Annotated in this window: 11 protein-coding genes; 7 read left to right on the top strand and 4 right to left on the bottom strand. The window is 61.9% G+C overall.

Annotated elements, in window-relative coordinates:
* Together E7T06_RS13815 and rraA are read right to left on the bottom strand one after the other, a co-directional pair.
* Complete coding sequence (locus E7T06_RS13815; protein WP_136366368.1) at positions 1-384, bottom strand: YbaN family protein; 384 nt, start codon at positions 382-384, stop codon at positions 1-3.
* A gap of 80 nt (positions 385-464) precedes the next feature.
* On the bottom strand, positions 465-953 hold the full coding sequence (gene rraA / locus E7T06_RS13810; protein WP_136366367.1) for a ribonuclease E activity regulator RraA: 489 nt from the start codon (positions 951-953) through the stop codon (positions 465-467).
* A 437-nt stretch (positions 954-1390) separates the two neighbouring features.
* Here rraA and E7T06_RS13805 point away from each other — a divergent pair, with 437 nt between their 5' ends.
* From E7T06_RS13805 to E7T06_RS13775, 7 genes are all read left to right on the top strand, one after another.
* Complete coding sequence (locus E7T06_RS13805; RefSeq protein WP_136366366.1) at positions 1391-2371, top strand: LacI family DNA-binding transcriptional regulator; 981 nt, start codon at positions 1391-1393, stop codon at positions 2369-2371.
* Entirely contained in the window at positions 2368-3597 is a 1230-nt protein-coding gene (locus E7T06_RS13800; protein WP_136366365.1) for an extracellular solute-binding protein, read from the top strand. The genes E7T06_RS13805 and E7T06_RS13800 overlap by 4 nt, the downstream gene beginning before the upstream one ends.
* Positions 3598-3757: 160 nt before the next feature.
* Positions 3758-4900 (top strand): sugar ABC transporter permease, encoded by a 1143-nt coding sequence (locus E7T06_RS13795; protein ID WP_136366364.1) that lies wholly within the window; start codon positions 3758-3760, stop codon positions 4898-4900.
* 51 nt (positions 4901-4951) lie between these two features.
* Positions 4952-6481: a carbohydrate ABC transporter permease gene (locus E7T06_RS13790; protein ID WP_136366363.1), complete on the top strand. Its 1530-nt coding sequence runs from the start codon at positions 4952-4954 to the stop codon at positions 6479-6481.
* Positions 6482-6723: 242 nt separating this feature from the next.
* Positions 6724-8610 carry a glycogen debranching N-terminal domain-containing protein gene (locus E7T06_RS13785; protein WP_136366362.1) on the top strand — a complete coding sequence of 629 codons (1887 nt, stop codon included), beginning with the start codon at positions 6724-6726 and terminating at the stop codon, positions 8608-8610.
* Between the two features lie 281 nt (positions 8611-8891).
* On the top strand, positions 8892-9515 hold the full coding sequence (locus tag E7T06_RS13780) for a hypothetical protein (protein WP_136366361.1): 624 nt from the start codon (positions 8892-8894) through the stop codon (positions 9513-9515).
* A gap of 80 nt (positions 9516-9595) precedes the next feature.
* Positions 9596-9925, top strand: coding sequence for a hypothetical protein (locus tag E7T06_RS13775; RefSeq protein WP_136366360.1), 330 nt, complete (start codon positions 9596-9598; stop codon positions 9923-9925).
* Between the two features lie 298 nt (positions 9926-10223).
* Here the strand turns inward: E7T06_RS13775 and E7T06_RS13770 are convergent, their stop codons facing one another.
* Together E7T06_RS13770 and E7T06_RS13765 are read right to left on the bottom strand one after the other, a co-directional pair.
* Positions 10224-11153 (bottom strand): ABC transporter permease, encoded by a 930-nt coding sequence (locus E7T06_RS13770; RefSeq protein ID WP_136366359.1) that lies wholly within the window; start codon positions 11151-11153, stop codon positions 10224-10226.
* Entirely contained in the window at positions 11146-12129 is a 984-nt protein-coding gene (locus E7T06_RS13765) for an ABC transporter ATP-binding protein (protein ID WP_136366358.1), read from the bottom strand. The genes E7T06_RS13770 and E7T06_RS13765 overlap by 8 nt, the downstream gene beginning before the upstream one ends.
* Positions 12130-12235 lie beyond the last annotated feature (106 nt).

The following is a 12235-nucleotide window of genomic DNA, read 5'->3' as shown; positions in this document are numbered from 1 at the left end:
TTAGCCCCGCTTAGTCGGCACGCGCCACACGATGTACAGCACGCCCACCAGCCCAATGACGACCCACGCCACCTGCCCCACCAACACCGGAATCCGCCCCAGACTCAGGCCCACCGCCAGCACGATGCACACACAAGCAAACCATTTGGCCCGCAGCGGCATGCCCCGCCCGGAGCGGTAATCGTCGACCAGTTGCCCGATGACTGGGCGCGAGAGCAACCAAGCTTCCCAGCGCGGATCGCCCCGTGCAAAGGCAGCGGCGGCCAGCACAAACCAGACGGTGCCCGGAAATCCCGGCAGAATCAGGCCCACGAAGCCTATTCCGGTCAGAATAAATCCCAAGACCACCCACAGTGGACGAATCGGGCGGGGTGGAATGGACACACGGGCAGCCTAGCGCACGGCTGTTCGGTTATAAGGATGCTGCAGTGTTGGCCGCCGCCCCAGCCTCCATCCCGCTGCTGTCAGCCCTGCCCCGAAAGCACCAGAATCCCGTCTTCATCGGCGTAAATCTGATCGCCGGGGTGAATGATCACGTCTGCAAAGGTCACGGCTCCGCCCGATTCACCCCCGGCCACCTTGCCGCTACGCCGGGGGTGGGCCGCCACCGCCCGAATGCCTATGGGCAGCACCCGCAGCTCGGCAGTGTCGCGCACACAACCGTAAATGATGATGCCCGCCCAGCCGCTCTGCACGCCAAATTGCCCCAGCATTCCGCCCAGCAGCGCACAGTTCAGGCTGCCGCCGCCGTCGACGACCAGCACCCGCCCCAGCCCCAGCGTTTCTAGGGCTGAGCGTACCAGCGGGTTGTTCTCGAACACTTGCAGGGTAAAAGCTGGCCCAGAAAAGCGCGGGTGGCCGCCGTAGTCTCGGAACACAGGAGCCAGAATCTGCGCCTGCGGGTGCGCGTCGCTGAGATCGGTGGTGGCAAAAGCGGCAGGCGCGTCGGTCATGGCTGATCGTATCGGGAAGGAGTCGAAGTCAGGGGGTATTGAAGTGGGAACGAGGCGCGGGCCACTCCAGCTCTCCCCTCCCCAGCACGCTGTATAGACACCCGCTGCCGATTTGGACCAAACGCCCCGGCCACTTGATCGAAGCGGGGTTTTCGATGTTCCCATAAGTTTCTAGCATGTCAGCAAGAGAACGTCTTGAACGATACAGTTTTCACGCTCCAGCAGGCCACTTCAAGCTGAACCGGGGCAAAAGCCACAGCAGGGGCTTGACAGGTGAAAAATTAAGCGCACAATGGTCTTGTAACCGATTACAAAAACTTGGCGTGACCATCTGGGGTCACATCGGGCTGTCTCGTGGATGCTTTGCTGCACCCCACCTTTCCTTCTCTTGGCTGTGTAACCGGTTACGTGTTTCCGAGGAGAGATAGAACTTCTTTATGTCTGACGCCCTGATCCGCCCCACCATCGACGATATTGCCCGCGCTTCCGGCGTGAGCAAAGGAACCGTGAGCCGCGTGATCAATGGGCATTCCACTGTGGCCGAGCGTACCCGCGCCCGCGTGCAGGAAGTTATTGCGCGGCTGGACTACACGCCTGACCCCGCCGCCCGCAACCTGAGTTGGCGTACCGGGCAAACGCTGGGGCTATCGCTTGACCGCGACGACCCCATGCTCAGCCCCTATCAGGTGTTGTTCCGGCGGGCGTTAGAGGCCCACACCGCGCCGTTGGGCGTGCAACTGCTGGACCTGCGGGCCGATCTGACCCGCATGGCCCGCCTGCCCAGTGCCGTACTGGTTATGCACGCGGTAGAGGGCGATCCCCGCTTATCGTTTTTGCAGCAAGTGGGCGTGCCAGCCGTCCTGATCGGGCATCATCCGGCGTCGTTTTGGGTGGCTCCGGACGATGAAGGGGGGGCGCACCTAGCGACCACGCAACTGTTGGAAGCCGGACACCGCCACTTGGCGTACTTGGGCGCTGGCCCCAGTCAGGTGGCCCAAGACCGCCAGCGCGGATTCGAGCGGGCGGCCCGCACAGTGGGAGCCAGTACTCAACTTCTGGCCGCCGATTTTACGGTGTTGGGCGGCTACCGGGCGGTGCGGCGGGCGTGGGAAGCGGGGACGCGCTTTACCGGCCTGTTTGCCCAAAGCGATGAAAGTGCCATTGGCGCAGTCGCCGCTCTGGAAGACTTGGGTCTCAACATTCCGCAGGACGTATCGGTGGTGGGCTTTGACGGCCTGCCCGAATTGCCGCTGCCCTACGCCCTGACCACCGTGTCTCAAGACATTCCCCGCATTGCCAGCACCGCGCTCACCCTTGTTCAAGAGGCCATTTCGGGGCTTAGTCCTCGTGGCGAATTCATCCCTGTTCAGCTTATTTCCGGTGCAACCGTTGCACCTGCCCCCGGAGGGTCACCATGAAGATTCAGAACGCACTCCTGCTCAGCCTCGCCGTCCTCGCTTCTAGCGCCGCCGCCCAGACCACCATCAAGATCAACGGCTACGGCGGCACCGACCCCGCCGTCGTGGGCGACCTGATCAACAAGTTCGTGAAGCCTGCACTTGCCAAAGACAAGATCACGGTGGTCTACGAGCCGCTGCAAGGCGACTACAACAAGTCGCTGACCACCCTCCTGGCCGCCGGAAACGCGGGCGACGTATTCTACCTGCCCGCCGAAACCCTCAGCGGCTTTGTCGCCACCGGCAAAGTGCTGCCCCTGAACGGCGTCGTCAGCACCAGCCCTTACATCAAGAGCCTGAACACGGCCTTTACGCAGGGCGGCAAAGTGTACGGCATCGCCAAGGATTTCAACACCCTGACGCTGGTCTACAACAAAGATCTCTTTGATGAAGCCAAAGTCGCTTACCCCGATAACGACGACACTTGGACGGACTTGCAGAACAAGCTGACCACCCTCAAGAAGAACCTCGGCAACGAGTACTACGGCATTTGCCTACAGCCCAACTTCGACCGCTTCGGTGCGTTCGCTTACGCCACCGGCTGGAACCAGTTCGATTCCAAGGGCAAGACCAACCTCGCCGACGCCCGCTTTGCCGAAGCCTTCAACTTTTACACGGGCCTCGCCAAGAACAAGGTCGGCATTACGCCCAGCGAAGTGTCCGAAGGCTGGACGGGCGGCTGCCTCAAGACCGGTAAGGTCGCTGTGGCTGTCGAAGGCGGCTGGGTCGTCAACTTCCTGCGCGACAATGCGCCCAACTTGAAGTTCGGCACGGCCCTGATGCCCAAGAACAACAAGACGGCCAAGCGCGGCAACTTCCTCTACACCGTCGGCTGGGCCATCAACGCGGGCACCAAGAACAAGAGCGCCGCAACCAAGGTGCTGAACATCCTGACCAGCCCCGCCGTGCAGCAGTACGTGCTGGAGCAGGGCCTCGCTATTCCTAGCCGCACTGCCCTCGGTGAAAACGCCTACTTCAAGAAGACCGACGCGGGCGCAGTGAACAGCCGCCTCGTGTTCCAAGGTGCATCTGACGGCAACGTCAAGTCCTTCAGCTTCGGCCCTCAAGGCCCAGATTGGAGCAAGCCCATCAACGACGCCCTCGCTGCCGTCCTCAGCGGCCAGAAGAGCAGCGCCGACGCCCTGAAAAAAGCACAGCAGGACATGAACACCTTCCAGAACCGCTGATCTTTCCTATCAGGATTTAAGACTGAGGGCTGATCTGTTCAGAGGGTCGGGAGGCGAGCGTTGCCTGCCCCCGGCCCTCTGCCATTGTTTTGATTCGCTCAGAACTTGACTGACTCGCTTGATCACATCACGCCTGCTGGGTTTCACCGCTGGAGGGTGCATGACCATTACCAATCCCACTGCCAAAAGGCCCAAGGCCGCCCGCTCCAAACAGAGTCAGACTACGACCACCGCGCTGCTGTTTTTGGCCCCATTTCTGATTACCACCCTGATCTTTTTCTTCTATGCTTTCGCCCGCGCCATCTATTATTCGTTTACCGATTTCAACCTTTTCAATACACCCAAGCTGATCGGCATCAAGCCCTATATGGACGTGCTGGCCGACCCCTCGTTTCGGCGGGCGCTCGCCAACAGCCTGATTTTTGCCATCGTGACCACCACGCTGCAAACCGTGTTTTCTTTGCTGATGGCGGTGGCGCTCAACAACAAGATTCGCGGGATGGCCTTCTTCCGCTCGGCGTGGTACATGCCTTCCATCACGTCCAGCGTGGTCATTACCCTCATTTTTCTGTGGCTGTTTCAGCGGCGCGGCATTGCCAACTACCTGATTACCCAGTGGCAGGCCTACCAACCCCTGATTCTGACGTTCCTCGGCGTGCTGATCGTGGTGCAAATCGCGCAAGTCTTGTGGGAGAGATCGCGCAAATTGCCCGCAGGCTGGATTGATCCGGCGCTGGCAGCCGTCAGTGCGCTGATTGCCCTCGTGGTGGTCTTCATTCTCAACTCCACAGGCATCATCGGCCTGCGCGAAGTGGCTCCCTACGATTACCAGTACTTTGCCGACAAGTGGATCAGCATCGGCAACGTGCGCGTGCTGAGTATTCCGCTGCTGGTCATCATCATTCAGAACACCTTTACCACCGTGCCTACGCTGATGCTGTTTTTCCTTGCGGGCCTTCAGAGCATTCCCGGTTCTTTGTACGAAGCCGCCGACATTGACGGCGCGACGCCCTACCAGAAACTGATGAACGTGACGGTTCCCATGCTGCGCCCCGTGACCTTTTACGTGGTGACGGTGGGCCTGATCGGCACCATGCAGATGTTTGACCAAGTGGCGGTGATCGGTTCGGCGGCCCCACAAGACACGCTGATTACGCTGGCCTTCTACGTGTATACCAACACCTTCAAGAACGGCGCGGCCCCGGTGAATATGGCCTCGGCAGCGGCGATCGTGCTGGCCCTGATCATCCTGAGCATGGTGTTCGTACAGCGCAAATTCTTCGTAGCACCCGAGGCCAACTGAGATGGCCCGCACCAGCTTCTTTTTTAGAACTTCCCCACAGGAGGCAGCAGCATGACGGCCATTCAAGCAGAACGCAGGGCGGCGGCCTCTAACCACGACGCATGGCTCTCGCGGCGGCGGTGGGCGCGGGCAGGCTGGCTGTACGTGTTCATGTTGGTCATGAGCTTTTTCTTTCTGGGCCCGTTCCTGATGGGTCTGCTGAGCAGCATGAAGGACAACCCCAACGAATATCCGCCCAAAGTGATCATTCCGCAACTGACGGCGCAGTACGTGAGCCGCGCCTACAACCTTGGTGTGCAGGGCGGCAACAGCGGCTGGAACGGTGGCCTGACTCCGGGCCGAGAAGTCACCTTCGACGTGTCGGTGCGCTCTCCGGCAGACGCTCCCAAAGACGCCCCTGTAGTCAGCCTGTTTCCCTACCAGCCCGTGAGTTTGGTGGCGATTGCCAAGCAGGCTCAGGCCAAGGATTACGCCAAGCTGAGTACCGTGCAGGTGTCTCAGTCCGGAGAAACCAAGGTGTACCGCACCACCGTGTCCTACCCTTCCCTGACCGCGCAAACGGGCGAAGTGATCCGGGCCAAACTGGTGACGCCCGACAGCGACGTCAAGGCCCAACTGCCGGGCGGTGAAATCGTGAAAGTGACGCTGGACACGCCCGCCGCACAAGCCAAGCAATACGAGCTCAGCGAAACGCAGAGAGTGGAACTGGTCAAAGCGGGCGGCAATTATTACCTGCGCGGGCCACTGTTCGAGCGCACGCCCATGCAAGTCGACGTGCAACGCGGCCAGAGCATCGTCAACAGCACTCTGCCGCCCAGCGACAAACAGAACTTTGACCGCTCGTTCGCCTTCCGCAACGTGACCCCCGGCATTCTGGGGTACACCTTCAACAATTACCGCCGCGCCTTCAACGAAACGATGGACCCCAAGTCGGGCCGCAGCCTGTTCTTCTCTTGGGTGCTGAACTCGTTCCTGTACGCCTTCCTACGCGTGGCCGCCGCCGTCGTGTTCTGCTCGCTGGCCGGATACGCGCTGGCCCGCTTCGACTTTCCCGGCAAGAACCTGATCTTCTTGGGCGCGGTGCTGTTCGTGCAGATGGTGCCCAGTCAGGTGAACTTGGTCAGCAACTACGTGCTGCTGAAGGATTTGCACCTGCTGAACATCTGGGGCCTGTGGCTCAACGGCTTCGTGGCGGCAGGCGGCGTGTTCCTGATGAAGCAGTTCTTCGAGGGCATGCCCAAAGAACTGGAAGAATCAGCCTCTATCGACGGCGCTGGCCCCTTCACGACCTTTTGGAAAGTGATGTTGCCGCAAGCTGGCCCCGCGCTGATTGCACTTGCCATCACGCAGTTTCAGGGCGCATGGAACGACTTTTTCTGGCCGCTGGTGCTGCTTCGCCAAAACACCGACTTTACGCTCACGGTGGGCCTGTCCAGCTTCTCGCAGTTGTACGGCGGGCAGGGCGACTACGGCCTGATTCTGGCAGGCGCGATCTTGTCGGCCATTCCGGTCATCATCGTGTTCATTATTTTCCAACGGTACTTTGTAGATACCGGTTCTGACAGCGCCGTGAAAGGCTAAGTAGGACACAGACTGGGCGGGCGGCGTTGGGGCTTTCTCACTGGAGGCTGTCTGACGTGGCCCGCCTGTTCTGCTTTCCAAAGACCGCCGTATCTGACAGACTGTCTAGTCTCTTCGCCCCGCCGCCCTAGCACGGCGCACCTTGCCTACTGTAACCGCTTACAATCTGAGCGTTCCTGCTGAACGTGCTGTGCAGTTTTCCGCCCTCACCCCCCGCCACACGCCGCCCCCAAGGAGCGTCCATGCTCAATACCCGCACTGTTCTGAAAGAAAATGACCTTTATCTGGTGGGCAACCGCCATTACAAAATTGCCGAAGGCGAAAGCGGCCTGTACCGCCGCGACACCCGCTTTCTGAGCCTCTACGAATGGCGGCTGGACGGCGAGCGCCCGCAGCACCTCTTGCAGCACGAGCGCTATCCCTTTTGGCTGCACGAACACAGCGCCAACGCCAACGTGGGGTACACCATGAAAGTGGGCATCTCCCGTGACCTGACCGTGACGAGCCATGAGGTGCGCGACACCCTGACCGTGACCCGTTACCTCGGAGAAGGGCCGCAAGTGGTGACGCTGGCACTGGCCGCCGACTTTGTAGATATGTTCGAGGTGCGTGGTTGGCCCGGTGGCCTAGGAGAGCGCACGGTGACCACCCAAGAAGTCCCCGGCGGCGTGGAATTCAGCTACACCGCAGGAGACGGCCTGCACAGCCGCGCACTGGTGCAAGTGTCGCCTGCTGCCGTGTGGAACGGCGAGAAACTGACGTGGGACCTGACGGAAGCCGAAACAAAGATTCAGGTCAGTGTGTTCCCGCTGCAAGCCGACGAGCAGCCCACACCGGGCGACCCGGCTGCACTGGCCGCCGAATACGACGCGCTGCACGGCACGCTGAATCTGCGTCTGGCCGATCCACTGGATCAACAGGTGCTGGATCAGAGCATCGAAGACTTGCGGAGCCTGTCGTTTCAGACCGAACAGGGGCGTTTTCCGGCGGCGGGCCTGCCTTGGTTCGTAGCCCCCTTTGGCCGCGACAGCCTGATCATTGCCATGATGGTGAAAGACCACATGCCCGAAATGGCCCTCACGGTGGCGCGGTATCTGGCGGCGCGGCAGGGCAGCAAATACGACAAATCCACGCTGGAAGAACCCGGCAAGATTTTGCACGAGGAACGGATTGGCGAACTGACCCGCATGGGCCGCACGCCGCACCGCCCCTACTACGCCACCGCCGACGCCACACCCCTCTTTGTGTGGCTGGTGGGCGAACTGAGCGCCGCGCACCCCGACATTGCCCGCGAACTTCGCCCGCAGTGGGAAGCGGCCTTGAAGTGGTGCCTGACTGACGGTGACCCTGACGGCGACGGCTTTATCGAGTACACGCCCGACGAGAGCGGCATTACCAATGCGGTCTGGAAGGACAGCGGCGACTCCACGTTTACGGCGGAGGGCGTGGACATCAGCGGGCATGTGGCGGTAGTAGAAGTGCAGGGCTACACCTACGCCGCCTACCTTGCCGCCGCCCGGATGTACCGCCTGCTGAACGATGAAGGGCAAGCGGTGGAGTGGGAAACCCGCGCCGCCAGCCTCCGCGAACGCTTTCACGCGGCGTTCTGGTGGCCCGAGCGCGGCTACTACGTGCATGGGCTGAACGGCGACAAAAAACCCCTGAACGTCTTGGTCAGCAACCCGGCCCACACGCTCTGGACGGGCATCATTCCGCCCGAATTTGCGCCCCAAGTGGCCGCTACCGCCTTGGGCAGCCAACTCTGGAGCGGCTGGGGCATTCGCACGCTGGGCGAGGGCGAAATTCGCTACAACCCAGTGTCTTACCATAACGGCAGCGTGTGGCCGCACGATACCGCCGCCGCCGCGCTGGGCATGCACCGCTACGGCCTGAACGCCGAGGCTGCGCAGGTGGCCCGCGCCCTGTTCGACGTGGCCCGCGCCGCCGATGACCGCCGCCTGAGCGAACTGCTGGCCGGATTTAAGCGCGAGTCCCACACGCCGCCTGTGCCGTACCCCGCCGCCTGCCACCCCCAAGGTTGGGACGCCGCTATTCCGCTGGCGCTGGCGCACTTGCTGGGACACGGGCAGGCGCAGGGGGCAGGGAAGCTGGAGAACGAGTTGGCGTGAGTGTAAGTTGAGTTGGAAGGTGAACCCCCCCGTTGCTGGCGCAACGCCCCCCCTTAGAGGTAGGGACACAAGCTGTTGCGCTCCCCTTAAGGGGGGCTGGCTGCGCAGCAGACTGGGGGTCTACACGCCATCGTCAACGCTCAAGACCCACTGAGCTTGCCAAATCTCGGCTGCTCCTCCGGCTGACAAACGCCAACAGCCTCCCCTCTTCTGCCTGCTCGCCGTGCGTTCTCTAAACCGCCCCTCACCCATTACCGGGTGCGGGGCGGCACACTTGGGCCATGCTGGATAACATTCTGAACAGTGTGCGCCGGGGAGCCGAACGCGTGCAGCGCCGGGGCGAAGAAGTCGCTCAGGTGACCAAACTCCGGGTAGAAGTCTTCCAGCTTACGCGGGAGCAAGACGGCCTGTACGCCCGGCTGGGCCGCTCTTTTCATGCCGGAGCCGATGCTAGCGTGCTGCAAACCGTGCAAGAAGATATCCGGCGCATAGACGAGGAAATCAGCGCCCGCGAACGCTTGATTCAGGAACTGAACACGGCGGCTGCGGAACCCGTAGACAACGGGGCAGTGGTGCGGCAAGAAGACAAGATGCAGGCCACGACAACCCCGAACACCGTGCAGTCTGGCGCGACGGAACCCACTGTCCCCGATGCTATGCCGCGCCCCACGCCAACCAACCCCGTGCAGATCAGCAAGGAGGCCCAACCCATGACCCACAAGGACGACAAGCCGACTTCTTCCCCGTCTAACCCCACTGTAAAACATAGCGACGAAAAACTGATTCCGGAAGGTGACACCGCCAGCACAGGCAACGAGGCGGGCCGCGACAAGCTTTACCGTCACGGGCATCATTTGGAAGAGGCAGAGAACGCCAGCAAGCACCCTGACCCGCTGGACATGTAACCTTCACTGTTTGCTCTTTTTTCAAGACTTGCGCCCATCACAGCACATCCGCCTCACGCGGGGTCTGGTCAGATGGGCGCATGACTTTGGAAACCAATCTGCCCATCATCGTGACTATTCGCGGCGCGTGGAGCGGCGAGGTGGCTGACCCGGCCCGTGCTTTTGCAGGCATCGTCACCGCCTCTGACCTGAGCGCCTTGGCATCGGGCGACGCTGTGAAAGTGGTGTATCAGAGCAGCGGCAGCCGAGTACCGGGAGCGGGCGAGCATGGGCGATATGCGCTGCGTGCGGCGGGCCGGGAATGGCCGCTGATGCGCTTCGGAGCGCATGCCAGCACAGGCGGCACGCGCAAAGATGACACCCATCAAGGGGACTGGATCGCCGAAGTGTTGCCTGCAAAGACGGGTTGAGGGGTTGTTGGGCGGGGATTACTGGGGGTCGGTCTAAGGGTCTGAGGAAGGGCAATCGCTGGCGCTCACTCACCCCCTTCCCAACCCTCCCCCCTCAAGGGTGAGGGAGCAAACAGCCCAAGATTATTGTTATTGCTCTTTGCTTTTTCCCTAGCCCACAGGGGGCGAGGGGCGCTGCGCTAGCAGCGGGGTGGCTCGCAGGGCTGCGCAGTAGAGGGGGCCGCCCAGCAACCGCCCCCGCCCCACCCCCTTAGACCCTCGACCTTTAGACCCTTAAACCAACCCCCAGCACACCCGCCTACAAATCCTTGCGACTAAATCTCCACATGGCCGCCAGCACCGCCAAAATAGCCAGCGCCGAGGCCCACAGCACCAGCCCAGTCGCAATCGGTTCGCTGCCGAAAATGGGATTCGCACCGCGTGCCATTTCTCCGATTTGCAGCACCGCCGCGTTTTGCAGATGATAGCTGGCCCCCAGCCACAGCGCGTTGGTGGGCATCACGTAATTGGCGATCTTGCCCAGCGTGACCAGCGTGGGACTGTCGGCAAACGAACCGATGGTGCTGAGAATGCCGCCCGCAAAACCCACGCCGTACAGCACGAACACGCCGATACCGTTGGCGAGCGTGGAAAATAGCGTGCTGCCCAGAACAGTGAGGCCCGTGATGACCACGATGGCAAGCAGAATCAGGCCCACCGCAGGCAGCGGCGCAGGCGGCACGAACCCGGTAATGGCAAAAATGCCGACAAGCAGGGCCGCACTGACCAGCGCAATGTAAGAAACGTTGACGATGGTGAAGCCCAGCCAGCGCCCCAGCACCAGCGCGGCCCGCGTGACCGGGCGGGCAATGACGCTCTGCATCACGCCGTTTTCTACGTCGCCACTGACTGCGCCCACCGTAGACAGTACGGCCATCAGCGAGCCGAGGAAAAACACCAGATACATGCCGAAGGCCGCCGCATACACGATGGGCGCGTTGGCTAGTCCAGTGATGCTACGGCCCTCCAGCCCCGCATCTATGGCCCGTTGATCCAGCGTGCCTTCCAGCCGGAAGATGCCGTAGAGGTAAAAGCCCACGAACGCCCCCGTGAGGACAAGCAGCACGATGACCAAGCGTTTTCGCACGGCTTCGCGCAGGGACAGTTCGGCAATGAGCAGCGTGTTGCGCCAAAACGACGGCGTGTGGGGTGCAGACAGAGTTGTCTCAGACCGAGTGGCGTCAGACATGGGCAGTCTCCTTGTGTGGCGCGGCAGTTTCGGGCGCGCCTTCCATAAGTTCTAGGAACATGGTTTCCAAATCGGGTTGGCGCGGCGTGAGGGCGTACAGCCGCGCCCCGTGTGCATGAACGGCGTCGGCCAGCGCGGGCACGTCTTCACGACGCTGCACCCACAGTTCTATATCGGCGTGTTCGGGGTTCTGGGTGTCGGTGTGGCGCACCTCTCCAATGCGGGCCAGCGCCTCCAGCAGCGGCGGGCTGAGCTTGTCTACGCGCACTCCTACGGGCAGCACATCGCCCATAAGCTCGCGCATACTGCCCTGCCGCAGCACCCGTCCCGCCTTCACGAAGGCCACCCGGTCACACACTTGCTCCACTTCCGACAACAGATGGGAATTGAGAAACACCGCCACGCCCTGCGCCCGGAGCCCCTCTATGATTTCGCGCACTTCCACCCGCCCAATCGGGTCTAGGGCGCTGGTGGGTTCATCGAGAAAGACCAGTTGGGGCCGCGCCAAGATTGCTCCGGCCAACCCCGCTCGCTGCAACATCCCCTTGGAATAGCCGCCCAAGGACTCGGTACCGCGCCCGCCGAGGCCCACCGTTTCCAGCACCTGCGGAATGCGGGCGCGGAGTTCGTCGGCCCGCAGGCCCGCCAGCCGTCCGTGAAAGCGCAGGAATTCTTCGGCAGTCATCCACGTTTGAAAGCGGAACTGTTCGGGCAAAAAGCCGAGGCGGGAACGCACGGCGGGGTCAGACGGATGGCCGCCCAGCACGCGCACTTCTCCGCCGCTGGGATGCACCAACCCCAGCAACATCTTGACGGTGGTGCTTTTGCCCGCACCGTTGGGGCCGAGGAATCCGAACACTTCGCCGGGGTGGACGGTCAGCGTCAGGCCGTCTACCACCGCCCGCCCCCGGTACACTTTTTGAAGTTCCCGCGTTTCTATGGCAGGAACTGAAGAGGTGGGCCGCTGCTGCGTCATCCGGTCAGCATAGGGCGTGAAGCGCGGCGGCGAGAGGGACGAAAGTTGCAGAGTAGGGAGCAAGGGGAAACCCGGCTTGCTTTGGCGGCAGGCCGGGGTGGGGTGA

Origin of the sequence: Deinococcus sp. Arct2-2 (genome assembly GCF_004801315.1) — a bacterium.
GTDB lineage: Bacteria > Deinococcota > Deinococci > Deinococcales > Deinococcaceae > Deinococcus.
Note: the sequence above shows the minus strand (reverse complement) of the source record. Positions and strands in the feature narration are given on the sequence as shown.

Bases quoted from the DNA above. Each gene is read 5' to 3' on its own strand.
- rraA (WP_136366367.1), bottom strand. From the start codon at position 953: ATGACCGACGCGCCTGCCGCTTTTGCCACCACCGATCTCAGCGACGCG.
- E7T06_RS13805 (WP_136366366.1), top strand. From the start codon at position 1,391: ATGTCTGACGCCCTGATCCGCCCCACCATCGACGATATTGCCCGCGCT.
- E7T06_RS13800 (WP_136366365.1), top strand. From the start codon at position 2,368: ATGAAGATTCAGAACGCACTCCTGCTCAGCCTCGCCGTCCTCGCTTCT.
- E7T06_RS13795 (WP_136366364.1), top strand. From the start codon at position 3,758: ATGACCATTACCAATCCCACTGCCAAAAGGCCCAAGGCCGCCCGCTCC.
- E7T06_RS13790 (WP_136366363.1), top strand. From the start codon at position 4,952: ATGACGGCCATTCAAGCAGAACGCAGGGCGGCGGCCTCTAACCACGAC.
- E7T06_RS13785 (WP_136366362.1), top strand. From the start codon at position 6,724: ATGCTCAATACCCGCACTGTTCTGAAAGAAAATGACCTTTATCTGGTG.
- E7T06_RS13780 (WP_136366361.1), top strand. From the start codon at position 8,892: ATGCTGGATAACATTCTGAACAGTGTGCGCCGGGGAGCCGAACGCGTG.
- E7T06_RS13775 (WP_136366360.1), top strand. From the start codon at position 9,596: ATGACTTTGGAAACCAATCTGCCCATCATCGTGACTATTCGCGGCGCG.
- E7T06_RS13770 (WP_136366359.1), bottom strand. From the start codon at position 11,153: ATGTCTGACGCCACTCGGTCTGAGACAACTCTGTCTGCACCCCACACG.
- E7T06_RS13765 (WP_136366358.1), bottom strand. From the start codon at position 12,129: ATGACGCAGCAGCGGCCCACCTCTTCAGTTCCTGCCATAGAAACGCGG.